Genomic DNA, 26,457 nt, shown 5'->3' on the forward strand with positions numbered 1-26,457 from the left:
CCTTATTTCATCTTCACTTCCTCATACTTCGTAAACCATTCTGGAAAAGCCTTTTTGAAGGAAGTTGGCTTGAACGAGTCTTTTTTTACTATAATATGAGTGGATGTCCCTTCCGCACATACTTCCTCATTCCCGTTTATTATCTTATAACCGTATATCGTCTTAATACCATCGTTATATTGAACCCAAGTCTTTACAAATGCTTGATCACCATATCGTAAAGGTTTTTTATATGTAATTTGAATATCGTAAACTGGTGCATAGTATCCCGCTTCTTCCATTGCTACATAGCTATATCCTAAATCTTCTATAAGTCCTGTCCGTCCCAGCTCAAAAAATTTCAAGTAATTGGCGTGATAAATAACACCCATCATATCGGTATCAGCATAATAAAGATGTATTTCCCTTGTAGATACAAAACAATTTTCCACTTGTAATGCCTCTCCTTCTACGTTATTTTCTCTTTATTTTCTATAACTGCCTTTACATCTCCTGCTTCCAACCATTTCGATTTCTCAAATAGAAAATGGTTTTCCTCATCATTCATTAATCTTGCTGACTGGACTTGAATGATCTCATCCACTAGATTAACAGCCAATCGACCATTTCCTTTAAATTGTTCCCTACTTAATGTTTGGAGCAGATATTCCTTTGCCTCGTCCGTAAATTGATATTGATACTTATTTGCATATGATAACATAATTTCCAATATTTGTTCAGGTGTGTAATCAGGAAAATAATAGAACTTTTTAAACCTTGAACGAAGACCAGGATTACTCTCAAGCAACTCATTCATTTCCCCCGGATATCCAGCAAGAATAACGACAAGATTTTCATTGTGCTTAGTCATTTCATCTACAAGTGTGTCAATAACTTCTTTCCCAAAATCACCCGCTGAATGACTTAATAAGGAATAGGCTTCATCAATAAATAAAACGCCCCCCAAAGCTTCTCTAATCTTTTTCTTCGTTTTTCCTGCTGTTTGACCGACATACCCAGCAACGAAATCTGCTCTACTGGTAACAACTAAATGACCTCTTTTTAATAACCCGCATTCCTTTAATAATTCAGCGTAAATTTTGGCTACGGTCGTTTTTCCAGTTCCAGGATTTCCAGTAAAGACGGAATGCAGTTGTATAGGAACGGTTGGAAGACCATTGTTTCTTCTAAACTGCTGCATTTTTACAAACGAGATTAAAGTTTTTATTTCCTTTTTCAATTGATTAAGACCAATTAATTGGTTGAGCTTTTCAGAAGGTGAACCATCTTTTTGTACTAGATCCACAGAAAAGTCCTCTTTTTTTAAGAACATAAACTCAATGAGATTTTTCTCATTCTCTTGTCGGGATCCTTTTTTAAAAATGGCTTCAAGTACAATATTTCGGACAGTTCTCGCATTCCCAAATGTATTATCTACTTGTTCTTGCTCCAGTCGGTGGCTTATTTCGGTTTTGGCTTCTTCAGTTAAAAAATAATCATTTTCTGCTGCTGTTTTTTCAGCGATCTGAATTAATTCCTCATTCGAATAATTGGGTAATTGAATCATATTCGACACAGGAAATCTGCTACGTAACCCCGGGTTAGCATCTAAAAAATTACGCATTTCCTCGGGATAGCCCGCTAAAATGACAGCAAACTTTCCACCAAACTCATCAGAAGTCATTAAGGATACGAGTGTATCAATCGCTACTTGTCCATAATCATTACCGGACTGGCCTTCCCGTTTTAAACTATATGCTTCATCAATAAAAAGCACCCCACCAATTGATCGTTCCACAATGGACCGAACATTTTCTTCTGTCTGTCCGACATAGGAACCGATCAGTTGTGTACGGTTTGTCTCAATTACTTCTTCGCGCGGAAGTACACCTAATTCATGATATATTTTTGCTAGAAGTCGGGCGATCGTCGTTTTTCCTGTTCCAGGATTTCCGGTAATCACCATATTGAGACTTAATTCATCTTTAATTGTAAACCCAAGTTCTTTCCGTTGTTTTTGATATTTTAAAAATCGATAAAAATCATTAACACGTTTTTTTACTGTTTCCATCCCAATTAATTCATTTAATTGATCGAGGGCATGTTCTTCCACGTGTGTTTCATCATCATATTGCGTAAATAACTCCTGCCAATTTCTTTTTAAATTCTCTACATTGGCAAGATGCTGTTTTAAATCCTCATAATAGGTGGAAGTATGAAAAACACCAATAATGGATTGTTCATATTCTTTCGCTGCCTTTAAAAGATAGGAAACTTCTTGAACGGCTTCTGTTAGCTGTTCTAAAAGCTGCTTGTAAATATGGGATAGTTCTTTATTTAACTGGGAAGGTGAAAGGTTAAACTTAGATTGAAATTCATCAAGTTTTTCTTCTGCCTCTAATAAAAAGCTTTCACATACCTCTATATATTGTTCAGCTATTTTCTTTTTGGCGGTCCGGTTGTCTGTTTCTCTAATCGCTGGGAAAGTTAACACTGAAAACAGATCCTTTAACTTTATCCAATCGAATTGCATCAAACATTCCTTGGCTGTTTGATTATTAGGATACAGCTGAAGTGCTTTTTTCAAAAAAGTATAGGCTAACTGATCTTGCTTTTTCTTTTGCATTCTTGATTGAGCCATGATGGTTAACATCTTTGATGAAAAAATGGGATTTGTTTCCTTACTTAAAGCCGTGATCAATTCACCTTGATTTAAAATTTCTCCTTTTTCCTTCACTTCTTTCTCCCATAGTTGAATTTGCCTTGATAAAAATTCATTATTCATATAATCACATCTTTATTAAAATTTCCTTCCTATTCTACCATAATAATGAGTCATTCAAGAAATAAGAGGCATTTCCTTCATACAAGGTGATAAAAAAGGACCCGTCCATGTTGAACGGATCCTTGAAGATTTTATTCTTCTGTTCGATGTGCTTCATCCTTAATTTCAGCACGGAATGATTCGATGCTTTCACGTCTACGTTGATTTTTTGCTTTGATTTGTTGACGCTGTTCTTCACTATCTGTAAAAGCTAAAGATTCTTCAGCCGCTTCCATATTCTGAATGGTATTGGTTATCATTGATTGTAATTTTTCAACATTATCACTACGGTCATCTGGATTTGGTTTGTTGTTATAAGTCAAAACAACTTCCTCCTTGTAATAGGTTTTTGGTACAAAAATAGTTTGTATCGATTTTAAAAAAATATCACAAGGAATGTCGTGTTTTTTCTAAAGTAATGTTCCAGTATTTTGTGCAAATGAATGACAAATATCATTAGGTAACAAGGCGCACTTATAAAATGAAAAAGCCCCGGTAAATCCTTGTCCCCGGGGCATTGTATATCATTATTCTCCTTTTGTTTGTATTACCTGTACATGTTCTCCAGAGTTATCTTGCATTTTCTTTCCTTTATTTCCACCAAAACCTCTTGGTTGTGTGCCAATATGATTTGGTTGAAAGCGTTTTGTTTGATATCCTTTTCCCATTTTGTTCCCCCCTTACAAAACATTTTGTCCAATTTAGCGAGGAAACATAAATGGTAAACTTTTGTCCTATTCTGCTTTTCCTAATCGTCTTTCTTCAAGACGTTGTTCTATTTTTTCCATTGCAGCTTGATCCTTTAATAATTGTAATTTATTTTCGGATACAAGTTCTGCAAATGATCGTTTTCTTGGTCTTCTCATGTAAAAATCACCTTCCTTATTTACTATTGTATCAGTTATTATGTCCGACAACGCTTTTAATTATTACAACTTTTCGAAAATTTAAAAGAAAAATACAGAAGTGTGATGGTGAAAATAAAAAAACGCTGGTTAATCCAACGTTTTTTTATTGCTTATTTTAGTTTTTCGGTTAATTCTTTCATTTCATCAAACTCCATTGAACCTAAAGAAACGTGCCGAATTATCCCTTTGCTGTCAATAAAATAAGTTGTTGGGATAGATAAAATTTGATACTTTTCATTTACTGTATCATCGGTATCCAATAAAATCGGAAACGTAAGTTTATTTTCATTGACAAACCCCTGGACATCCAAATGAGGGTCAATGTTCACAGCTAGAATCAATAAATCTTCCCCAGCTTCTTTATGCAACTTTTCCATAGCAGGCATTTCTTCTTTACAAGGTGGACACCATGTTGCCCAGAAGTTTAACATGACCTTTTTCCCTTTTAAATCGGAAAGCTTAACTGAATCTCCTGATAGAGTTTTCAGTTCGAAATCAGGTGCTTTAGCACCAACAGACAACCCTTCCTTAGTGGCGGATGTCGTATTGGTGGATTCAGGAACATCTGAATTTTTGTTTACCGCTTGTACAATAGCTACAGTTAATAATGAAATGAGTACAACTGCGGCCAGTACTTTTTTTATCAACTTATATCCCTCCCTTACTATAGGGCTGATAATATGATTTTATACTAAAAAATATGGTGAAACAAAACATGTATGTGCCAAATTTGTGTCAATTAAATCTGATGATGCTTGATTACAACTACTTTAGTAATTCTTTTAATTCATTTAATATATTTTTTGTTACTTTTTCAGCAATTCTATTTACATCATGTTCCGATAATTCACCAATAGGGGATGGAGTTACTTTCATCGCATGAATTCCATCAGGAGTTTGGACTCCTAATGGGGAGTACCCTTTTATACCCATTTTCGTTTTCATTTCAATAAGTTTTTGTACATGCCTATTCGATAACTCCCTGTCTCCATTCAATTGTTTGGCAATCCAATTAATCTTCGCGGTAAATTCTAAAGATTCCATTAAGTAATAAGCATGGTCTAAATCCTTCCCCCATGTTAACGCACCATGGTTTTCCAAAAGCACTCCTTGATGGTTATGAACATATTTACTAATGGCTTCAGGAATCTCATTTGTAGAAGGAGTTCCATATTCCGCGATAGGAATCGTGCCAAGGTAAACGACTGATTCTGGCATAATAGCTTGATCTAATGGCATACCAGCAATAGCAAATGCCGTTGCATATGGGGGATGGACATGAACAATTCCCTGAATATCCGGTCGCTCCTTGTAAACACAAAGATGCATTTTCATTTCTGATGTAGGTCGAAGTTCCCCTTCAAGAACATTTCCCTGCCCATCTACTTTTACAATCATCTCCGGTGTCAATGAACCTTTGCTAACACCTGTAGGAGTAATAAGAAATTCATCCATACCTAGCCGTATCGAAAGGTTCCCATCATTTGCCGCAACAAAACCTTTTTCATATACTTTTTTGCCAATTTCACAAATATGTTGTCTATATTTTAGATCTGAAATCATCGTAACTCCTGCTTTCCATTTTATCCTTGAAAAAGTTTTGGTAGCTCCACTTGATAATTTCCTTTAATGATCCCTTTCTCTGTAATTATGGCCGTTACGAGTTCATGTGGCGTGACATCAAATGCCGGATTAAATACCTTCACACCTTCAGGAGCCGTTCGTTTTCCAAATCCTTCAGTAATTTCTGAAGCATCTCTTTCCTCGATCGGAATGTCGTCACCTGATTTTGTATCCAAATCAATCGTTGAAAGTGGAGCTGCAACATAAAAAGGAATATTATGTGCCTTAGCTAAAAGAGCTACACCATATGTACCAATTTTATTGGCAACATCCCCATTTGCTGCTACTCGGTCACATCCAACAATTACTGCTTGTATCCAACCTTTTTTCATGACCATGGCTGCCATACTGTCCGTAATAAGCGTCACGTCAATACCTGCCTGCATAAGCTCCCAAGTAGTTAACCTGGCACCCTGTAATAATGGACGAGTTTCATCTGCAAAAACTTTGATATTCCAACCTTTTTCTTTTGCCAAATAAAGCGGAGCAAGTGCTGTGCCATATTTTGCAGTAGCGATTCCTCCTGCATTACAATGGGTTAGGATACCCATACCGTCTTTTAGAAGAGAAAGGGCGTGTGTGCCAATAGAACGACAAACCTCTTCATCCTCCTGGCGAATAAGGTGGGCTTCTTCTTCAAGTGCTTCTTTAATTTTTGCTACCGGCTGATTTTTTTCCTTTTTTGCCCGTTCGTCCATTCTTTTTAATGCCCAAAACAAATTGACTGCAGTAGGACGTGATGTAGCCAAATAATCTGCTTGTTTTTTAAATTCTATGTAAAAATCATCAAATGAATTCTCAGGAGCATTTTTTATGCCTAATAGTAATCCATAAGCCGCTGCAATCCCAATGGCTGGAGCACCGCGTACCTTTAATTGTTTAATCGCATCCCAAGCATCTTCAATTGTAGTAATTTCAAGAAATTCTGTAACATTAGGAATTTTCGTTTGGTCAAGTATTTTCAAAATACCGTTTTGAAAAAAAACAGATTGTAAAAATGCAGTTTCCACCTATCTCATCCTCTCTCGTATCTACTATCTCCAGCTTGCTTTTTATACACTGCCATAGTAATTGTAACAATATTCATTACATATGCAATACATTTTCACACAAAAAGAGCAGGCATATCCTGCTCTTTTTAGTGACTAACGAATGAGGTTTCTCTTTTGTTTGATTAATTCGTTAAACTGTTGATCTAATAATTGGTATTTAGGGTCGTTTTGATCAAGGGTAGATAACTCACCCAAAATAGCAGCTATTTGATTTTCTAATATCATTAATGTCTCTTGTTTATTGTCTTTCTCATGATGATTCTTATTTAAATATTCATCAGGCTTCATTTCTAGCCTCTTTACCTGCTGTCCTTCAAAAACAATCAGCTTATCACAAAGTTTATTTAAAAAGTAATAATCATGGGATACTAAAATGATTGTCCCAGTATACTCATTGAGTGTTTTTTCAAGCTGCTCTCTACTAGGCAAATCCATATGGTTCGTTGGTTCATCTAAAATTAATACATCATAGTCCTTCATCAAAATATCAACAAGTTTCACCCGTGTTCGTTCACCCAAACTTAATGTCCCTATCGGTTTTGTAATATACTGTTCCTTTAAGCCGAGATTAGCTAGAATCGTTCTGGCTTTAAAAATTTGTTCCCTATCATATAACCCTAAAGCTTCTATTGGTGTTATGTCTTCTGGCAAATCAGCAACATCTTGGCTTAAATAAGCTATATTTAGTGATTGACTCTTCCATAAATCACCATTTGTGACTGGCTCCTCTTCAAGAATCATTTTTATCAAGGTAGTTTTGCCACAGCCATTTTCCCCAAGAATCCCGATACGTTCACCGTGATTGATGTAAAATTGAGAGTTTTGAAACAAAATCCTTCCGGGATAAGACTTGGATAAATTTTTTGCCTCTATGATTCGTTTTCCTCTTTTCCCGTTTGAATCAAACTCAAATTTTACTTTTGGCTCTTCTAATGGTTTTTCAACTTTCTTTTTGGAAAGCTCTTGGTGAAGTCGCTTCATTTTTGATTTTATTTGTTGGTCCCGTTTTTTAGCCTTAACTCGATGATATTCTTTATAGCCTTCCTCTTTTGTTGATCGGCTATGGGCTTTTTCCGACCATGTTTTTAATTGATGTAATTGTTCTTCAATTCTTTCAATTTGACGCTGCTGAACTTCATAATAGTGGCGCTGGGTTTCTATTTTTTTTTGTTTTTCCTTGCGATAGTCGGTATAATTTCCGTTGTAAGAATGAAGTTTTCCGTTTTCTATTTCAACTACCCTCGTTACAATCTGATCTAAAAAATGTCGGTCATGTGAAATAATTAAAACAGCCCCATCAAATTTTTTCATTTCAGAAGTTAGCCATTTGATTCCTTTATAATCTAAGTGATTGGTAGGCTCATCCAGTATTAACAGGTCGGGCTTAGATGCCCATACATTTGAAAGAGCGAGCTTTAACTTTTCTCCCCCGCTTAAATTAGACAGTCTTGATTGTTCCCATTCATAAATCTTTTTTAAACCAAGCTCACTAGCAATTTGGAAAAAATCTTGATTATTACTGGTGGTAAACGACTCATGTATGACGTTTAGTTGATAATCAATGGATTGTAATAGATATCCAACTTTTAAATCTTTCGCTAATTCAATTGTTCCATTGTCCGGCTGAAGTTTACCGAAAATCAAGTTGGCTAATGTGGTTTTTCCGGTGCCATTATAACCAACAAGCCCGATTCTCTCACCGTTTTTCATCTCAAATTGAATATGATCTAAAACTTTTCTTGACTGATAACTTTTTTCTAAACCTGTTATCTTTAGAATCACACGATTATTATTCATAAAAAAACTCCCTTCAAATGAACCTGAAGAGAGTATCATGCCGAAAAATAAAATTGCCTAAATGTATGAATAATCAAATAAGCCTATATGAAATATAAAGGCTTACGAAATAGCAAGATAGAAAAAAGGGCAGACTAATCCTATTCTTCAGGTTCATCATTTTTTCGTTATTCGAAAAATGTACTGAAAAATAAGATTAAAACTTCATCGGCCCTTGTTTCATTCCTTTCATGATTGATACTTTCATTCTATTTTAATCAACAAATTCTGTCAATTACATTCTGCCAAAATAAACACCATGCACACTTGCATGGTGTTTATTTTAATTAATTAGCCTTTTAATTTTTCACGTAATACCATTTGTAGGATACCGCCATGACGATAATAGTCAATTTCAACTTCAGAATCAAAGCGGACAACTACTTCAAATTCTTTTTTATTGCCGTTTTCATCGGTAGCAATAACTTTTACAAGATCACGTGGTTTTACGTTTTCATCTACTAGTACTTCAAATGTTTCTTTACCAGTTAATCCAAGAGTTTCGGCATTTTCTCCATTCTTGAATTGTAGTGGAAGAACACCCATTAATACAAGATTTGAACGGTGAATACGCTCAAAACTTTCAGCAAGAACGGTTTTAATGCCAAGGAGATTTGTACCTTTCGCTGCCCAGTCACGAGATGAACCCATTCCGTAATCCTTGCCTGCGATTACCATAAGGCCTGTGCCATTTTCTTTATACTTCATGCACGCATCATAAATGGACATAACTTCACCAGTTGGCCAGTAAGTTGTGAATCCACCTTCTGTACCAGGTGCAATTTGGTTACGAATACGAATGTTGGCAAATGTTCCACGCATCATAACTTCATGGTTACCACGGCGAGAACCGTATGAATTGAAGTCACGAGGCTGTACACCTTTTTCTAATAAGTATTTTCCAGCCGGTGTATTTTTTCCAATAGCTCCTGCAGGTGAAATGTGGTCTGTTGTTACAGAATCACCAAACTTACCTACAACGCGAAGACCTGTTAACGGCTTAACTTCATCTGGATCTGGTGATAATCCTTCAAAGAACGGTGGATTTTGGATGTAAGTAGAATTTTCATCCCAAGAATATAACGGCTCATTGCTCGTTTTAATTTCGTTCCAACGCTCATTATCACCAAATACATTTTCATATTCTTTACGGAACAGCTCTGGAGTAACCGTACGTTTTACCACATCATTTACTTCAGCAGAAGTTGGCCAAATATCTTTAAAGTAAACATCATTGCCATTTTTATCTTTTCCAATTGGTTCTTTTTCAAAATCAATGTTGACTGTTCCAGCTAAAGCATATGCTACAACTAATGGTGGTGATGCAAGGTAGTTCGCTTTAACAAGCGGATGGATACGACCTTCAAAGTTACGGTTACCTGAAAGAACAGATGTAACTAATAGATCGTTTTCTGCAATTGTCTTTTCAATTTCTTCTTTTAATGGTCCTGAGTTACCGATACATGTAGTACAACCATAACCTACAAGGTTAAATCCGATTTTCTCAAGGTATGGAAGCAATCCGGAATCACGTAGGTATCCAGTTACCACCTTTGACCCAGGAGCCAAGGATGTTTTTACATACTTCGGTACTTCTAAACCAAGTTCTACAGCTTTTTTCGCCACAAGACCTGCACCTACTAGAACATATGGGTTTGAAGTATTGGTACAGCTTGTAATGGATGCGATGGCAACCGCACCTGTTTTGATCTCAACTTCTTCCCCATTATTAAATTTAATAAGTGCTGATTTCTCTAATTCGTCAGCTTGTAGCCCAAAACCTTGGTTGCCTTGAGGAGCTGAAATTGCTTTTACGAATTCTTCCTTCATTTTTGATAATGGAATCAAATCCTGAGGACGTTTTGGTCCAGAAAGATTAGCTTCAATTTCAGACAAATCAATTTCAATAACATCTGTATAAACTGGCTCAACAGTTGGATCAAAGAATAAACCGTTTGCTTTGCAATAGGCTTCTACGACTTTAACATGTTCTTCATCACGGCCTGTTAAACGCAAGTATTCAAGAGATTCATCATCAATGGCGAAGAATCCGCAAGTAGCACCGTATTCAGGAGCCATGTTGGCAACAGTTGCACGGTCAGCAAGAGGAAGTGAAGATACACCTGATCCGAAGAATTCTACGAATTTGCCAACTACCCCATGTTTGCGAAGAACTTGTGTTACTTTTAACGCGAGGTCAGTAGCTGTAGCACCGTTTGGTAGTTCTCCAATTAATTTTACCCCAACTACTTCTGGTACAGGGAAATATGAAGGTTGGCCAAGCATACCTGCTTCTGCCTCGATACCACCGACTCCCCAACCAAGAACACCTAGACCATTGATCATAGTTGTATGGGAATCTGTACCTACCAGTGTATCTGGATAAGCTTCTAATTCACCGTCTACTTCGGCAACATGAACGACATCTGCCAAATATTCTAGGTTAACTTGGTGAACGATACCTGTTGCTGGCGGCACAGCACGATAGTTGTTAAACGCTTTTTGGGCCCAGCTTAAAAACTGATAACGTTCTGCATTTCGTTCAAATTCTAAATCCATGTTCACTTTTAATGCGTTTTCGTTTCCATACGCATCAACTTGTACGGAGTGGTCAATGACAAGATCTACCGTTTTCTCTGGATTGATTTTATCCGGATCACCACCCAGGTCAGCCATTGCTTTTCTTAATGAAGCAAGGTCAACCACAGCTGGAACTCCAGTAAAGTCTTGAAGAATGACACGTGATGGCTTAAATGGAACATCTACCTCTTTAAGCTCATCTGTTCCCCATTTTGCTAAATTTTCAACATGTTCTTTTGTAATAACACGCCCATCATATTGGCGAAGGACAGATTCAAGTAAAACTTTTACGGAATATGGCAATTTTGATACTTTGCCTAAACCGGCTTCTTCCAATGCATTTAATCGATAGTAGTGATACGTTTTGCCGTTTACTTCAAAGGAAGAACGCGCGTTAAAAACATCATTCTTTACCATTCCAAAAACCCCCCAAGTTCGTCAACCATATACAATTATCTTCAAAAATCGAAAAGTTTGAATATTCCCTTTAGGACTAACTTTTCTCACAATTCAATCATAATATAAGCAGCCGTGTAAGTAAATAACAATAAAGTTATTATGTTTGATAAGTTTTACTTATAGTTTTTCATTAATATTGTATAGAAAATTTAGAAAACATGATAATCTCTTGTTTTATATAAAGCAATGATTACGACAAATTTTGTCTTTTATTATGGCAATAAAACGTTAATTCGTCATTTATTTCGTGCAAATGGAAATAGTAGTTTTAAGGAGGTGATCCATTATGGCAAAACGTAAGGCGAATCATGTCATTCCTGGAATGAATGCTGCCAAATCCCAAGGTGGGGGTGCGGGTTATAACGAAGAGATGGCTCAAGAACATTTAACAGAACTTGAAAAAAGCAACAATAAAAAAAGAAAGAAAAATCAATAATAGATAAAAGCAAAAAATGCGGGTGGTTCACCCGCACTTTTCATTTATACTATTCCATATTCACTTCTGAAACAATTTGTTTTAAATCTCGTTGAAAACGTTCTAATTGAGCTCTTTGTTTTTCAGATGCGACTTCCAATGCATTTTCGATCTGCTGATAGGCTTCATTTACTTCGTTTTTCAGATGTTTTAGTTGATGGCCATAGCTAGCACTGTCACTGACAATGGTTTCATATAAACTTTGAGCATTTTCATAACCTTGTTGGGCAGCTTGAAACGCTTGTTGTTTATCTTTATTATAAGGATATTTTTGCATCGGAACTTCCTCCTTCATGATTTATACCCTTTAAATTGCACAGATAGTCAAAAAATATACAGCATAAAAAGGCCTAATCACTGCATGCTAACAATTGAGGAGGGATATTGATGACCAACAAAAATGACAGTAAAGATATGCGGAAAAATGCCCCCAAACTAACAGGTCAACCTGAACCATTAAGTGGGTCTAAAAAGGTAAAAAACCATAACCATACACGTCAAAAACATAATTCAAGTCACGATATGTAAAAAGTCAAAAAAAGCATCGCTCCAAATTGTATTTGGAGCGATGAATCATTAAACGCTTATTAAAGCCTCTATAATCATTTCTTCTTCTTCTGGTGTAACGGTCCGCAAATCAATCATAAACTCATTCTTATGAATCCTACCTACAATGGCAGGCTTTGTCTGAGTACGTAATATTCTCGCTAACTCCTCAGGGGAATATCTAGCATGTTTTAATGAAATTATCACTGATGGTAGTTCCACATCAGGCATGGTTCCTCCACCCACTTGACTAGTAGATTGAGAAATATTTGCTTCATAATCCATTGAACTTTGTAATAATTTTGTAACAAACCTTCTTGATCTAGCGTCTAAATCATTAACAGTAACTAATAAATCGCGAATCGTAGGTATATTAGTTATCCCTTTTTGACCACGGGCATAATCGATAAGAGTACCTTCTAAGGCAGCCAATGTCATTTTATCAACTCTTACCACTCGGGCTAGCTGATGTTTCTTTAATTGATCAATAATGATCTTTTTTCCAGCAATGATCCCCGCTTGCGGACCGCCTAATAGCTTATCCCCGCTAAAGGTAACAACATCTGCTCCCATTTCAATAATTTCTTTAACAAGGGGTTCATTACCAATGCCGTAATTTCTAAGATCAAATAACGCACCACTACCAAGATCTTCGTAATAAATAACATTATGATGTTTATTTGCTAGATTTATTAGTTCTTCCGTTGGCACTGATTTTGTAAATCCAATCACTTTAAAATTGCTCGTATGTACCTTTAAAATCATCGCTGTATCGGGGCAAAGTGCATTCTCATAATCATATAGATGTGTTTTATTTGTTGTACCTACTTCAACCAATCTAGCACCACTTTCTTCCATAATAGAAGAAATTCGAAAGGATCCGCCAATTTCAACTAGTTGTCCCCTTGATACAATGACTTCTCTATCTTTTGCAAGTGCTCTTAATATCAAATAAACGGCTGCAGCATTATTATTCACGATCATTGCAGCTTCTGCACCAGTTATTTCCTTAATCAATCCTTCTACATGACTATGACGGGAACCACGTTCACCTTCTTCTAACTTGTATTCAAGGTTCGAATAATTTTGCGCTGTTTCCACTACGTGTTGAACAGCTGATTTACTTAATCGAGCCCTTCCTAAGTTGGTATGTAAAATCGTTCCTGTCGCATTAATAACTCTTTTTAAAGTATAAGAATATTGCATTGATATATGATTTGTTAGGATTGTAAACACATCATCAATAAAATCATCTGTTCCCGGTAATGAGCCATGCCAATCCCCATTAATCAATTTTTTCCTAACGAGATCCATCACAAGTTTTAGTTGTTTTGTTAATTGGCTTCTATCTATTTGATAATCTTCAAGAAGGGTATCAAATTTGTAGTGGTTCTGTAATTCATGGACGGGAGGTATCGAACGCAGCACTTCTTTCATGAAAAAAACTCCTTTTTAAATCCTTCTATTGGCCTATTATAACATGTTTCACATTTTTTACCTTTATGAATAAAATGAAACGAGCAAGGGGGAAAAGAATTTGAAAAAGAAGAAATTACTTCATTCTCATTCCATTGATTTTGATCTAATCGACCAATGGTTAAAAAATTATTTTCTTGACCCAAAAACATTACATGAAGATCATACACAATTTAAAATTGATATATATGAAACAAATACGGATTGGATTATTGCTGCGTTTCTTGAGGAATTTGCAAGTTCGGAAATAACAGTAAAAGTAGAAGATACGTCGTTAAAGATTACTGCGCAAAAACATTCCTATAAATTCCCGTCTCCTTTTCCAAAACATTTTCGCTCAATCGATTTTCCTTTTTCAATTATTAATCATGATGTAAAAGCTTTTTTTGAAAACGGTACCCTAGAAATATTTATATCGAAATCAAATATTGGACACGGTAAAAATCGGTTTATTACCTTACCTTAAACTATGGAACTCGGTTAACATAATATGATTATTTTAGATAGAAATACCCTCATAGTCCAACCGGCTATGAGGGTATTTGTTATTTTCCAGAAATGATTTGAATCATTTCTTCCGTATTTGGAAATACACCTGTTTCCTTCTTTGAGTAAATCTTCTCACCGTTAACAATGACTTCAAAGACTCCTCCTGATGAAGGAATTAATTCTAATTTTTCAATATCTCGTCTAAAATGATTAAATAATTCTTCCGAGAAACTCGCGGCTTTTGGAGCATAATTTCATAACATACAAAATTCTACTACAATATGGTATTTTTGCATTTAAAAACCTCCAACTGTTCTATTCATTATAGGATAGTATAATATATTATCCTATTCCTAATTATTCCACAAATCATTTGTTTCTACTAGTACCGACATAGTGAAGAGAGTTATACTAATTTTATTGGAGGTGGACAAAATGAGTGAACAAGATAAAATCCGCTTGACTTCATTTTCTACCAAAGCCGGTTGAGGGTGTAAAATTGGTCCCGAAGACCTGGCGCAAGTTTTGCGCTTTTTACCGAAACAAGATCCAATACCAGAACTGCTTGTTGGTCATGAAACAAATGATGACGCAGGTGTTTACAGACTAACTGATTCTATAGCACTAATTCAAACCGTCGACTTTTTTACTCCGATTGTCGATGATCCATACATGTTTGGTCAAATCGCAGCTGCTAATTCGTTAAGCGATGTTTATGCAATGGGTGGTGAGCCGAAAACGGTTTTAAATATCGTAGGGTATCCGATAAAAAAATTAGGACCAGATGTACTTGCTGAAATTTTGCGTGGAGCAGCAGATAAAGTGAAAGAAGCAGGTGCTGTCACAATTGGTGGTCATTCAATTGATGATCAGGAACCAAAATTCGGCTTATCCGTTACAGGTATTGTCCATCCAGATAAAGTATGGAAAAATGTTGGAGCTCAACCAGGAGATGTCTTAGTACTAACAAAGCCAATTGGTGTCGGTATTTTAACTACTGGGATAAAAAGAAGTGTTGTCACCATCGAACAAGAAGCTACAGTTACGGAAACCATGGCCATGCTAAATAAAACCGCAGCTGAGACACTACGTTCATTTACCCCCCATGCTGTAACTGATGTAACTGGCTTCGGTTTATTGGGGCACGGAAATGAAATGGCACGTGGCAGTAACGTTAGCTTTGAGATTTCTCTATCACAAGTACCAATTTTAGAAGGCGCTATACAGTTAGCCAATCATGGAGTTGTTCCAGGAGGATCCAAGGCCAATCATAAATGGGTTAGCTCTGATGTTGAATATGATCAGCTTTCTGTTGCAGAGCAGCTTGTTTTATGTGATGCCATTACCTCTGGAGGTCTACTTGTTTCGATCAATGAAGCGGAAGGTAAACAATTTGTACATGAACTGCATGTAAAAGGTTTGACCAATGCCTCTATTATTGGTCGAGTTGTAAAAAAGAAAGATAAATCCATTTTAGTTACAAAATAATCACAAAAAATCCCAAGCATTTAGCTTGGGATTTTTTATTAGCTCGGGATTTTTAATTCTAATTTTTGACGGAGCTTTTCAATCATATCTTTTGTCATCTTGTCTAAATCATAATCATAGCTGAAGCCCCACTCTTCTTTAGCTGCAGTCGAATCAATCGAATTTGGCCAGCTTTCAGCAATTTGTTGACGTACTGGATCCACATTATAAGAAATTTTAAATCCAGGGATATATTTAGCAATGCTTGCCGCAATTTCCTCAGGATCAAAACTCATCGCACTAACATTGAAAGAATTGCGGTGAACTAATTTTGCCGGATCTGCTTCCATTAAATCAATAATGGCTTTTAACGCATCAGGCATATACATCATATCCATGTAAGTGCCTTTATCGATATAACTTGTGTATCGACCGTTTTTAACAGCTTCATAATAAATTTCTACTGCATAATCTGTCGTACCACCGCCAGGAGGCGCAACATAAGAAATTAAGCCTGGGAATCGTAATCCACGAGTATCTACACCAAATTTATGGAAATAATAATCAGCCAATAATTCCCCTGCTACTTTATTTACCCCATACATGGTCGTAGGGCGCATAATCGTATCTTGCGGTGTATTATCTTTTGGAGTAGAAGGTCCGAATGCTCCAATAGAACTTGGTGTAAAGAATTGCGCATTGACTTCTCTAGCAGTTTCCAATGCATTCATAAGTCCACCCATATTTAAGTTCCATGCAAAGACAGGCTTTGCTTCAGCAGTTGCTGATAATAGTGCTGCTAAATGCATAATGGTATCGACTTTGTATTTTTTGGCAGTCTCAACCATTGTTTTTAAATCGGTCACATCTACAATTTCAAAAGGACCTCCCTGTGCGGCCTCACTGTCATTCTTTTTAATATCTGTAGCAATAACGTTATCAGTACCATAAATTTCTCTAAGTTTTAAGGTTAATTCAGAACCAATTTGACCTAAAGCACCTGTAATCATTATTCTTTTCATGTTGTTTCTCCATCCTTATTGTTTATTTCATTATATGATTCCCATTTCTTTTCCGACTTTTTCGTAAATCGAAATGGCTTTATCTAACATTTCCTTAGTATGAGCAGCTGTTGGCATATTTCTTACACGTCCAGTCCCGCGTGGAACAGTTGGGAATACGATTGCCTTAGCATAAACGCCTTCTTCATTGAGTCGTTTACTGAATTCTTGTGTAAGTGTTTCATCACCAATAATACATGGTGTGATTGGAGTTTCACTATTGCCAATATCAAATCCTAAATCTTTAAGACCTTTTTTCAGATAATCTCCATTTTCCCAAAGCTTTTTATTTAGATCAGTGCTTTCTGATAAAATTTCAATCGCACGGATACTTGCTGCTACATCAGCTGGTGTTAAAGCTGTAGAGAATAAAAATGGTCTGCTTCGAACTTTTAACCAGTCAATTAGATTGCGTTTTCCTGCAACATAACCGCCAACAACTCCGATGGCTTTTGACAATGTACCAATTTGAAAATCAATTTTATCTGATAAACCAAAATGTTTAACAGTACCTGCGCCGTCACCTAATACACCTGAACCATGAGCATCATCTACATATGTAATTAGGTCATATTCTTCGGCAATTTGTACGATTTCTGGCAATAAAGCAATATCTCCATCCATAGAGAAGACGCCATCTGTAATAACCATGATTTTCTTATATAATCCACTCTCTTTAGCCTCTTTTGCCTTAGCTCGTAAATCATCCATATCGGAGTGGTTATAACGAATAATTTTAGCCTTTGAAAGACGGCATCCATCAATGATCGATGCATGGTTTAACTCATCGGATAAAATTGCATCGTTCTTATCCATAACAGCAGAGATTGCCGCCATATTACAATTAAATCCAGATTGATAAGCAATTGCTGCTTCTGTGTGTTTAAATTCAGCAAGCTTTTTCTCAAGTTCAACATGAAGTTTTAAAGTACCATTAATAGTACGTACTGCTCCAGCTCCAACTCCATATTTTTCAATAGCTTCTTTTGCAGCTTCTTTTAAGCGATTATCTGTTGCTAGACCTAAATAGTTATTAGAAGAAAGGTTTACAAGTTCTTTTCCATTAATTGTAATCATCGGGCCATTCGGGCTGTCTAATGGGTCAATGACATTATATAAACCTCTACCTTTTAAATCTTCCAGGTTTTCATTTAAAAACTGTTCTAAAATGTTACTGGACATTATAAATCCTCCTTCAATATAAATCATGGTTAGTATCATTTAGAAAAATACATTTGTCCGTATACAGAGGACACTAAAAATCCTTATAAACCGTATTGCTAAAGGATTTTACTCTTATACTTTACCACAAAAATTCAAAAATGTTCATCCCCTGCGGACAATTTTTTTAAAAAATTTTTTTCTTTTTTTAAATTGCCCAAAATAGAAAGATCTTCTTCATAAGAAATATTGAAAAAGATATAACATAAATCCGAACAAATGTTAATAATAAAAAATAAACATTCGTCTTTTTCATAAAAAAAGATTGAATTGTTATTTTTCCGTGGTATAATGTGAATAAAATTAATATGTTTCACTCATATAATCGCGGGAATATGGCTCGCAAGTTTCTACCAGATTGCCGAAAACAATCTGACTATGAGTGGGTAATGCAAAGTCCTCAATTTTTTTATTGTGGATGTATTCCTTATTATCTTTTGGATATTAACCCAAGGGACATTGCCTCACTCTAGTAGTGGAGAGCAATATTCCTTGGGTTTTTTATTTTTCCTAAATTGGAGGTACATCATGAAGTTATTAGAACAAAGGATTATAAAGGATGGAAAAGTTTTATCGAATCAAGTATTAAAGGTCGATTCCTTTTTAAATCATCAAGTGGATCCACAATTAATGATGGAAATAGGCAAAGAATTTTCAAAACGTTTTGCTGATGAAGGTATCACAAAAATTGTCACCATTGAATCATCCGGTATTGCACCAGCTGTTATGACTGGATTATATATGAATGTTCCTGTTGTTTTCGCTAGAAAAAGAAAGTCTCTCACCTTATCGGAAGGATTATTAACAGCTTCCGTGCATTCTTTTACGAAAAACGTCACAAATGAAATATCTATTTCACAAAATTATTTAAATAAAGAGGACAAAGTTCTCATAATAGATGATTTCCTAGCAAACGGGCAGGCTGCACTTGGTTTAATTCAAATTGTTCAACAAAGTGGTGCTCAAGTGGCCGGGATCGGCATTGTCATTGAAAAATCATTTCAAGATGGAGCTGAAATGTTAAAGAAGCTTGGATATAGAGTAGAATCCCTTGCAAGGATTTCTTCCCTAGAAAACGGAAAAGTAACTTTTAAAGGTCAAAAAGCGGAGGAACTTGTATCATGAAAAATAATCCATTAAAAACAGCATCTTTAGGAATTCAACATGTATTGGCAATGTATGCTGGAGCTGTCATCGTTCCATTAATCATTGGTGGTGCACTCGGCCTAACTAATGAACAACTAGCCTATCTTGTTTCACTTGATATATTAACAAGTGGGATTGCCACAATATTACAAGTATGGCAAAATCGATTTTTTGGTATTGGATTACCCGTTGTACTTGGCTGTACCTTTACAGCTGTGGGTCCAATCATTGCCATTGGCAATCAATATGGACTATCGGCTATTTATGGATCGATATTGGTTTCAGGTATTATCATTATATTAATTGCAAGATATTTTGGTAAATTAATTCGATTCTTTCCACCTGTCGTAACGGGTTCCGTTGTTACAATCATTGGACTGACACTTATTCCAGTTGCCATGAATAATGTTGCTGGCGGACAAGGAAGTCCAGATTTCGGTTCTTTATCCAATATTGCACTTGCTTTTGGAACATTAACCTTTATTATAATCCTTTACCGTTTCTTTAAAGGATTCATTCGTGCGATTTCTATTTTATTGGGGTTACTGGCTGGTACGATTGCAGCTGTATTCATGGGAAAAGTAGATTTTACGGCTGTAGAAGAAGCATCCTGGTTCCATTTCATGACTCCGCTTCATTTTGCTACACCTTCTTTTGAAATTGCACCAATTATTACTATGACTCTTGTTGGAATTGTCAGCTTAGTTGAATCTTCTGGTGTCTATTTTGCTCTAAGTGATATTACTGGAAGAAAACTTACAGAAGACGATCTTGTAAAAGGTTATCGCGCAGAAGGGCTTGCAAGCGTAATTGGAGCTTTATTTAACTCTTTTCCTTACACAACCTATTCACAAAATGTAGGGCTTGTCCAGTTTTCAGGCGTTAAAGGAAAAAATGTGATTTATACGATGGCAGGTATTTTAATCTTTTTAAGTTTAGTTCCAAAAATTGCTGCATTAACGACCGTTATCCCAACTGCTGTACTTGGTGGAGCAATGATAGCCATGTTTGGAATGGTTATTGCATCGGGAATTAAAATGCTAAGTAAAGTAGATTTTTCTTCTCAAGAAAATTTATTGATAATTGCTTGCTCTGTAGGTATGGGATTAGGAGTAACAACCGTTCCTGACCTTTTCAACCAACTTCCAGAAAGCATTAAAATATTCACGAATAGTGGAATTGTTGCAGGAAGCCTAACAGCGATTGTTTTAAATATTATTTTTAATGTAATGAAACCTATACGAAAAAGCCGTGTGACAAGTACATTGAAGGCATCTTAAAATAATTACGAATCCAAATTCACTAATGTGATTGATACGACCGCTCAGAGTATGCAACTCTGAGCCTATTTTTTATATAAACTTTTGTAAAACGGTAGCTTGTCCATTCCTTGTTTCAATTTCTGCATAAGCACCATTGATAAAAGTCATTTGTGGTGGAACGTGCCCACAATCAATGTTATAGATAATTGGAATTTGCAGTTCTTCAGAAAATTCCTTATAAACCTCTTCTACTGTATATCCATTAACAGGTGAATTAGCTGGACTTCTACCGAACATAATTCCTGAACAATGACGAAACCAACCGGCTAATTTCATTTGAATAAGTGATCGGCGTAGATCAGTAGTTGACAGCTCACAATTTTCAAGAAACCAAATAATCGGTTCATCTTGTATATATTTTTTCCTAAAGTTTAATACATCTCCATAGGGCGTCCCAATAATATGCCTGATAATATCAATACACCCTCCAAGCAGACGGCCCTGTATCTTCACTTCATTATTTGATATGGTTTTCCAATAGGTTTGTTCGGTTAAATGGAATACACACGGTGAAGGATTATCAAACTGCCATTCTTTTTGAAATTTTTTTGATGAATATTGTTTGATTGATTCGCCTTTTTTAGTAGATAAAACGGACTTCCACATTGCTGTCGTTTCATCTGTATATTCTCCTCTTATATCCACGAAATTAGGACCGTGTGCAGTTGCAATTCCAGTTTTTAACGTAATAGTTAATAATAATAAACTTGTATCAGAATAACCTAATATCCACTTCTGTTTAATATTTTTGAAGTCTATATATTCAAGCACCTCAATGAGTAACTCTCCACCCCATGGAGGAAAAATCAGCTGGATCTTTTCATCCTGCATCATTTTATTAAATTCATCAGCACGAATTTTTGCTGAAGTAGACCTTACTTTATTCTGAGTCCAAACCGTATCACCAAATAATACATCAAACCCTCTAGATTTCATACGGTTTCCGGCCTCTATCAAAATTCCATGTAATTCATTTGACACTCCTGACGATGGAGCAGTTACCCCTATTGTTGCCCTTTCTTTTAAAAACGGATATTTTATCATTAACTATCCCCCCTTCACATAATTTTAGCATTATTTAATAAAATTAGAAAATTTTATATATTTTTTAGGATGCTTATAGTAAAAAATAGAATGCAATTTGCACGTTAACAAATACAAAGGTTCAAATCATATGTGATTTGAACCTAAAAATGTAATTTTATTTTTACTTCTTTACCAAAAACATCCATTCAAACATCACCGTCTACATTAATATTGAATTTTTGTGCATCAAACCGATCATCTGAACTCAACCATGGCTCCGTATTGGTATCTTCTATTCTTTCGTCAGAGCTAGTTGAATTTGCATTAGATATGTCGTCATTAAAGTCAATGTTGTCGGATGGCCCATCAGGAGTCGAAGCGAATAAATTATTCATTGCCTCAGTGTTTTCATTACTCCCCTCAAAATCAGGTTGAATTGATGAAAATGTATCTAATAATGAATCACTTGCTCCATCTTGATTATCATCATTTGATCCAGATCCCTTTGTTATCGTTATCGGTGATATATAGACAGCTCCTCCGAAATTGACGATTCCCCCAGATATTGTATTGATCGAGATGCAGCTTTTTTTATCATCCAATTTCATACATCCCTCCATTTCGTTAAAATATTTTATTTATAAGTAAAAAAATCGTTCTTATAGAGTTAAAAATTTCCTTTTCAAATTAACAATTTATATAGAACTGAATAATCTTTTAACTGTCATTAAAATCTAGCAGAAACCGTGAAAATCTAGTAATATGAAGGAATGTATTTCATTTCTTGAATAAAGTGAGGATTTATCAAAAATATGAGCTTACTAACTGTCGAAAATTTATCACATACATTTGGAGACCGTATCTTATTTAAGAACGTGTCCTTTCGATTATTAGCAGAAGATCATGTAGGTCTTGTTGGTGCTAATGGAGTCGGAAAATCAACCTTAATGAATATTATTACTGGACAATTAATCCATGATGCTGGGCGAGTCGAATGGACTTCAAACGTTCATTATGGATATTTAGACCAACATACGGTGTTAGCCCCGGGTAAAACGATACGTGATGTACTTCGTGATGCATTTCTTCCACTTTTTGAAAAAGAAAGAGAATTAAATGAAATTACAGCACAAATGGCAAACGCTTCCCCAGAAGAACTTGAAATTCTATTAGAAAAAATGGGAGAAATTCAGGATGTCTTGGATGCAGGTGGTTTCTACACGTTGGAAATAAAAATTGAAGAAACAGCCCGTGGTTTGGGTCTAGATGCCATCGGTTTAGATCGTGACGTTGTCACACTAAGCGGTGGACAACGCACAAAAGTTCTCCTGGCAAAACTTCTTTTAGAACAACCAAAAGTTTTGTTACTCGATGAGCCGACAAACTACTTGGATGCTGAACATATTCACTGGCTACAATCCTATCTAAAGGATTATCCGTATGCATTTATCTTGATATCCCATGATACGGAATTTATGAATCAAGTAACAAATGTTATTTTTCACTTAGAATTTTCAAAGTTAACTCGCTATACTGCAAGCTATGAAAAATTCCTTGAGTTGGCTGAAATCAATAAAAATCAGCATATCCAAGCGTATGAAAAGCAGCAAGAGTTTATAAAGAAACAAGAAGTATTTATTGCTCGGAATAAAGCCCGTTATTCCACTACTGGCCGTGCAAAGAGCCGCCAAAAAATGCTGGACCGGATGGAGCGGATTGATCGACCTGAAACCTATGTCAAGCCAACTTTTGAATTTAAGGAATCTAGAAGTAGCAGTCGCTTTGTCTTTGAAGCAAAAGATTTGGAAATTGGGTATACTCACCCTCTGCTTCCGAAAATGAATTTGACACTGGAGCGTGGCGAAAAAGTAGCGATTATTGGCTGCAATGGTGTTGGAAAATCAACATTACTTAAAACAATGTTAGGAATCATTCATCCCTTAAAAGGGAAAATTGAACACGGTGATTTCCTTTTCCCTTCCTATTTTGAACAAGAGGTGAAAGCTGGAAGTATAACCCCTATTGAAGATGTTTGGAATGAGTTTCCACATATGGATCAACACCAAGTCCGAGCTGCTCTTGCTCGCTGTGGCTTAAAAAATGAGCATATTTCTAGACCATTAAATCAATTAAGTGGTGGTGAACAGGCAAAGGTTCGCCTCTGTAAGCTGATGATGAAAGAAAGTAACTGGATTCTGTTCGATGAACCGACCAACCATCTGGATGTAGATGCGAAAGCTGAATTAAAGCGAGCTCTAATAGCTTATAAAGGAACTGTTGTACTTGTTTGCCACGAACCAGATTTTTATTCAGATTGGGTAACTAAAGTATGGAATATTGAAGAATGGTCACAACAAACAACATAAAATTCCTCTGTCATAAGGCAGGGTTTTAAAATTAATTCATCCAATTGATCATTAAATTGGTATTTTCAAAATTTCACCAAAAGAACAGAGAATGCCTCGGAGAAAGCCTACTTGTTTTGTAATTTGTTAATTTCCCTATCCAATTAAGATCGTTTTATTAAATTGTCTAAATAGGTCTTATCAATTGCTTGTATTGTGCAGATACTTTCTATTATCCTATAGTAAGAGTCATGAGAAATATGATAATTGAACCATTTAGGGAGTGGAATTCCTTTGGAAACAAAAAAAGCTTTACCAATCTTATTTGCTATAATGTTTTTAGTAATGGTTGGTTTTGGAATTATTATTCCAGTTCTTCCTTTTTATGCTGAAGAAATTGGTGCCAATCCAACCGAATTAGGTCTATTAATGGCTGTTTATTCCCTCATGCAGTTAATTTTTGCACCTTACTGGGGAAGATTATCGGACCGTATTGGTAGAAAACCGGTATTGATGATAGGTATAGGAGGATTAGCCCTATCCTTCTTTATCCAAGCTATATCGACGGAACTTTGGATGTTATTTGTGGCGAGAATATTAGGAGGACTTCTCTCTTCTGCCAATATGCCAACTGCCATGGCTTATGTTGCCGATATAACGACAGAAGAAAATCGCGGGAAAGGGATGGGAATAGTTGGTGCCGCAGTAGGGCTTGGTTTTGTCTTCGGACCTGCTATCGGTGGAATTTTTTCAAAAATTAGCCTTAGTATGCCCTTTTATATAGCAAGTGCTTCTTCCTTGGTAACATTAATCCTTGTTTCTTTCATATTAAAAGAATCCAAACAGAAACAAAGTGACACTACCCATCATAAAGAATCCATCTGGAAATCATTTAATAAAAATGTAAGTGTATTATTTTTTGTTCAACTATTAATCTCCTTATCACTTTCTGGTCTGGAAGCAACATTTGCTTATTTTGCAGCCAAAAAAGCTGGCTTAAACACAGTACAGCTTGGATACATATTTATGATCATGGGATTTGCAGGAGCAATGGTACAAGGTGGACTAGTTGGTCGATGGACAAAGAAGTATGGGGAAAGTGTTGTTATTCAAGGTGGAATGATCGTTTCTGCTATTGGCTTTGCTCTCATTTTGGCGGTCAATAATTTTTTAACAGCAGCGATCTTTTTATCCATTTTTGGTATTGGTAATGGGGTTATTCGCCCAAGCGTTTCATCCCTCTTAACCAAATTGTCAACAACCGGGCATGGAAGCTCAACTGGGCTTTTATCATCATTTGATTCATTAGGTCGTATTGTTGGCCCTCCACTTGGCGGATGGCTATTTTCCATATCAATCGGACTCCCTTATATTTCAGGGGCAGTAATTACGATTGCTGCATTAGGTCTTTTTCTAGTTTTCCGTCAAAAACAAATGAAACCATCAAACATGTCATAATTAATGGTATATGTTGAAAGGACAGGCATATAATGGGTTACGAGGATTCAGTGAAAAAAGGAGCTCGGTTCCCTTGAAAAATAAAACCTATTTATATGCATTTTTCCTTATTATTACTTTAGGTTTTGTCGCTTATCTTGACTCACCGTTTTCAATCATCAATAGAAGCATTTCCTATTCAGCTGAGCAGCCTATTTTATCCGAACCAGTGAGTGTCCAACCAAGTGATAAAACGGAAATTATCAAAAAACTCGAAAATGCAGAGAAAGACAATGGCTACATTATTGAAACGTATAGAGAATATGAAATTAAGCGGGATAAAAACGGGAAAATAACGGAAGAAATTCCAACATCAATAACCGAGACATTAAAATATTACGATTACAAGCTAAAATAATAAACGGCCCCTAAGTTCTTGTCTAACTACTAGGGGCCGTGTCTCATTAAGAAAAGCTAGTTCCTGTGAGACATACCTATTATGAACTTTCCTACACTTTGTAAACACATAAAGCTACGTAAGCTAGACATATTACTAAAGGACATGCCGTTTATTAGTAAAAAATAGTACGAATAGAAAAAAAAGACCATTGAATGGTCTTTTCAGACTGTCGACAAAATCCTTTTTTAAAGGATTTTGTCGACATTTTTTGTATAATTATGTTATAGAATATCGAGGTGATATTGAAATGCTTACTAAAAATACACAAGTAAATCGAGATCAATTAGAAATGATTACTTTAGACCAGCTGGTTCCTGAAAATCACTTGGTTCGTAAGATAGAAGCTGCTATTGATTTTTCATTTATATATAAATTAGTTGAGAATATGTATTCATCTGAACGTGGTCGTCCAAGTATTGACCCTGTTGTATTAATTAAGATGGCTTTTATTCAATATACCTTCGGTATTCGCTCTATGCGCAAAACTATTGAAGAAATTGAAACAAATCTTGCTTATCGTTGGTTCTTAGGTTTTGGGTTTCATGATAAAGTCCCCCACTTCTCAACCTTCGGAAAAAACTATGAAAGACGTTTCAAGGATACAGATCTATTTCAAAAAATCTTCTACCGCATTCTAAAAGAAGCTTCTGATAAAAAGTTGATTAGTGCTGAACATGTATTTATTGATTCTACGCATGTTAAAGCAAGTGCAAATAAACGTAAAT

Annotated in this window: 26 protein-coding genes, 1 pseudogene and 1 riboswitch; of the genes and pseudogenes, 10 read left to right on the forward strand and 17 right to left on the reverse strand. The window is 35.8% G+C overall.

Annotated elements, in window-relative coordinates; genetic code table 11:
* Positions 1-2: 2 nt before the first annotated feature.
* The 10 genes from G4Z05_RS14240 to acnA all read right to left on the reverse strand — a co-directional run bounded on the left by G4Z05_RS14240 (position 3) and on the right by acnA (position 11,219).
* On the reverse strand, positions 3-431 hold the full coding sequence (locus tag G4Z05_RS14240) for an acyl-CoA thioesterase (RefSeq protein WP_163252483.1): 429 nt from the start codon (positions 429-431) through the stop codon (positions 3-5).
* A 17-nt stretch (positions 432-448) separates the two neighbouring features.
* Positions 449-2,764 carry an AAA family ATPase gene (locus G4Z05_RS14245; RefSeq protein WP_163252484.1) on the reverse strand — a complete coding sequence of 772 codons (2,316 nt, stop codon included), beginning with the start codon at positions 2,762-2,764 and terminating at the stop codon, positions 449-451.
* A gap of 131 nt (positions 2,765-2,895) precedes the next feature.
* Positions 2,896-3,126, reverse strand: coding sequence for a small acid-soluble spore protein Tlp (gene tlp / locus G4Z05_RS14250; RefSeq protein ID WP_163252485.1), 231 nt, complete (start codon positions 3,124-3,126; stop codon positions 2,896-2,898).
* Positions 3,127-3,330: 204 nt separating this feature from the next.
* Positions 3,331-3,471 carry an acid-soluble spore protein N gene (locus G4Z05_RS14255; RefSeq protein WP_163252486.1) on the reverse strand — a complete coding sequence of 47 codons (141 nt, stop codon included), beginning with the start codon at positions 3,469-3,471 and terminating at the stop codon, positions 3,331-3,333.
* Between the two features lie 66 nt (positions 3,472-3,537).
* A complete protein-coding gene (locus tag G4Z05_RS14260; protein ID WP_038535170.1) occupies positions 3,538-3,669 on the reverse strand; it encodes an FbpB family small basic protein in 132 nt (43 codons plus the stop codon).
* Between the two features lie 152 nt (positions 3,670-3,821).
* Positions 3,822-4,358 carry a peroxiredoxin family protein gene (locus G4Z05_RS14265; protein ID WP_163252487.1) on the reverse strand — a complete coding sequence of 179 codons (537 nt, stop codon included), beginning with the start codon at positions 4,356-4,358 and terminating at the stop codon, positions 3,822-3,824.
* Positions 4,359-4,476: 118 nt separating this feature from the next.
* Positions 4,477-5,274: a class II aldolase/adducin family protein gene (locus tag G4Z05_RS14270; RefSeq protein WP_163252488.1), complete on the reverse strand. Its 798-nt coding sequence runs from the start codon at positions 5,272-5,274 to the stop codon at positions 4,477-4,479.
* 20 nt (positions 5,275-5,294) lie between these two features.
* Positions 5,295-6,344 (reverse strand): S-methyl-5-thioribose-1-phosphate isomerase, encoded by a 1,050-nt coding sequence (gene mtnA / locus G4Z05_RS14275; RefSeq protein ID WP_163252489.1) that lies wholly within the window; start codon positions 6,342-6,344, stop codon positions 5,295-5,297.
* Positions 6,345-6,479: 135 nt separating this feature from the next.
* On the reverse strand, positions 6,480-8,183 hold the full coding sequence (gene abc-f, locus G4Z05_RS14280) for a ribosomal protection-like ABC-F family protein (RefSeq protein ID WP_163252490.1): 1,704 nt from the start codon (positions 8,181-8,183) through the stop codon (positions 6,480-6,482).
* A 330-nt stretch (positions 8,184-8,513) separates the two neighbouring features.
* A complete protein-coding gene (gene acnA, locus G4Z05_RS14285) occupies positions 8,514-11,219 on the reverse strand; it encodes an aconitate hydratase AcnA (protein WP_163252491.1) in 2,706 nt (901 codons plus the stop codon).
* A gap of 328 nt (positions 11,220-11,547) precedes the next feature.
* Here acnA and sspO point away from each other — a divergent pair, with 328 nt between their 5' ends.
* Entirely contained in the window at positions 11,548-11,697 is a 150-nt protein-coding gene (sspO, locus tag G4Z05_RS14290) for a small acid-soluble spore protein O (protein WP_163182578.1), read from the forward strand.
* Between the two features lie 49 nt (positions 11,698-11,746).
* Here sspO and G4Z05_RS14295 read toward each other — a convergent pair whose 3' ends face one another.
* The gene (locus tag G4Z05_RS14295) at positions 11,747-12,013 is read right to left on the reverse strand and encodes a hypothetical protein (RefSeq protein ID WP_163252492.1); all 267 of its coding nucleotides are present in this window, start codon (positions 12,011-12,013) and stop codon (positions 11,747-11,749) included.
* Positions 12,014-12,123: 110 nt separating this feature from the next.
* Between G4Z05_RS14295 and G4Z05_RS14300 the strand changes: the two genes are divergently transcribed.
* Entirely contained in the window at positions 12,124-12,264 is a 141-nt protein-coding gene (locus G4Z05_RS14300) for a small acid-soluble spore protein P (protein ID WP_163252493.1), read from the forward strand.
* A 48-nt stretch (positions 12,265-12,312) separates the two neighbouring features.
* On the opposite strand, the gene selA is transcribed toward G4Z05_RS14300, so the two are convergent.
* Positions 12,313-13,719: an L-seryl-tRNA(Sec) selenium transferase gene (gene selA, locus G4Z05_RS14305; RefSeq protein WP_163252494.1), complete on the reverse strand. Its 1,407-nt coding sequence runs from the start codon at positions 13,717-13,719 to the stop codon at positions 12,313-12,315.
* A gap of 100 nt (positions 13,720-13,819) precedes the next feature.
* On the opposite strand from selA, the gene G4Z05_RS14310 reads away from it, so the two are divergent.
* Positions 13,820-14,224, forward strand: a complete 405-nt coding sequence (locus G4Z05_RS14310) for an Hsp20/alpha crystallin family protein (RefSeq protein WP_163252495.1) — start codon at positions 13,820-13,822, stop codon at positions 14,222-14,224.
* Between the two features lie 79 nt (positions 14,225-14,303).
* Here the strand turns inward: G4Z05_RS14310 and G4Z05_RS16640 are convergent.
* Positions 14,304-14,489, reverse strand: a pseudogene (locus tag G4Z05_RS16640) (Rdx family protein); the annotation flags it as partial.
* Between the two features lie 193 nt (positions 14,490-14,682).
* On the opposite strand from G4Z05_RS16640, the gene selD reads away from it, so the two are divergent.
* Positions 14,683-15,735: a selenide, water dikinase SelD gene (gene selD / locus G4Z05_RS14320; RefSeq protein WP_163252496.1), complete on the forward strand. Its 1,053-nt coding sequence runs from the start codon at positions 14,683-14,685 to the stop codon at positions 15,733-15,735.
* Positions 15,736-15,773: 38 nt separating this feature from the next.
* On the opposite strand, the gene G4Z05_RS14325 is transcribed toward selD, so the two are convergent.
* Positions 15,774-16,736: an L-threonine 3-dehydrogenase gene (locus G4Z05_RS14325; RefSeq protein WP_038535148.1), complete on the reverse strand. Its 963-nt coding sequence runs from the start codon at positions 16,734-16,736 to the stop codon at positions 15,774-15,776.
* A 30-nt stretch (positions 16,737-16,766) separates the two neighbouring features.
* Positions 16,767-17,957, reverse strand: a complete 1,191-nt coding sequence (locus tag G4Z05_RS14330; protein WP_038535146.1) for a glycine C-acetyltransferase — start codon at positions 17,955-17,957, stop codon at positions 16,767-16,769.
* Between the two features lie 336 nt (positions 17,958-18,293).
* Positions 18,294-18,395: riboswitch (purine riboswitch) on the forward strand.
* A 129-nt stretch (positions 18,396-18,524) separates the two neighbouring features.
* Between G4Z05_RS14330 and G4Z05_RS14335 the strand changes: the two genes are divergently transcribed.
* Together G4Z05_RS14335 and G4Z05_RS14340 are read left to right on the forward strand one after the other, a co-directional pair.
* On the forward strand, positions 18,525-19,121 hold the full coding sequence (locus G4Z05_RS14335; protein ID WP_163252497.1) for a xanthine phosphoribosyltransferase: 597 nt from the start codon (positions 18,525-18,527) through the stop codon (positions 19,119-19,121).
* Positions 19,118-20,422 (forward strand): nucleobase:cation symporter-2 family protein, encoded by a 1,305-nt coding sequence (locus G4Z05_RS14340; protein ID WP_163252498.1) that lies wholly within the window; start codon positions 19,118-19,120, stop codon positions 20,420-20,422. Before G4Z05_RS14335 ends, G4Z05_RS14340 begins: the two co-directional genes overlap by 4 nt.
* A gap of 72 nt (positions 20,423-20,494) precedes the next feature.
* Here G4Z05_RS14340 and G4Z05_RS14345 read toward each other — a convergent pair whose 3' ends face one another.
* Positions 20,495-21,508, reverse strand: coding sequence for a S66 family peptidase (locus G4Z05_RS14345; RefSeq protein WP_163252499.1), 1,014 nt, complete (start codon positions 21,506-21,508; stop codon positions 20,495-20,497).
* Between the two features lie 188 nt (positions 21,509-21,696).
* A complete protein-coding gene (locus G4Z05_RS14350; protein WP_163252500.1) occupies positions 21,697-22,098 on the reverse strand; it encodes a hypothetical protein in 402 nt (133 codons plus the stop codon).
* A gap of 204 nt (positions 22,099-22,302) precedes the next feature.
* On the opposite strand from G4Z05_RS14350, the gene G4Z05_RS14355 reads away from it, so the two are divergent.
* The 4 genes from G4Z05_RS14355 to G4Z05_RS14370 all read left to right on the forward strand — a co-directional run.
* Entirely contained in the window at positions 22,303-23,856 is a 1,554-nt protein-coding gene (locus tag G4Z05_RS14355; RefSeq protein WP_163252501.1) for an ABC-F family ATP-binding cassette domain-containing protein, read from the forward strand.
* A gap of 273 nt (positions 23,857-24,129) precedes the next feature.
* Positions 24,130-25,293: an MFS transporter gene (locus G4Z05_RS14360; protein ID WP_163252502.1), complete on the forward strand. Its 1,164-nt coding sequence runs from the start codon at positions 24,130-24,132 to the stop codon at positions 25,291-25,293.
* A 73-nt stretch (positions 25,294-25,366) separates the two neighbouring features.
* Complete coding sequence (locus tag G4Z05_RS14365; RefSeq protein WP_163252503.1) at positions 25,367-25,690, forward strand: hypothetical protein; 324 nt, start codon at positions 25,367-25,369, stop codon at positions 25,688-25,690.
* A gap of 289 nt (positions 25,691-25,979) precedes the next feature.
* Positions 25,980-26,457: transposase (locus G4Z05_RS14370; RefSeq protein WP_205597402.1), on the forward strand; the 478-nt coding region annotated here is incomplete at its 3' end.

This window comes from Neobacillus thermocopriae (assembly GCF_010975035.1).
GTDB classification, from domain to species: domain Bacteria; phylum Bacillota; class Bacilli; order Bacillales; family Cytobacillaceae; genus Neobacillus; species Neobacillus thermocopriae.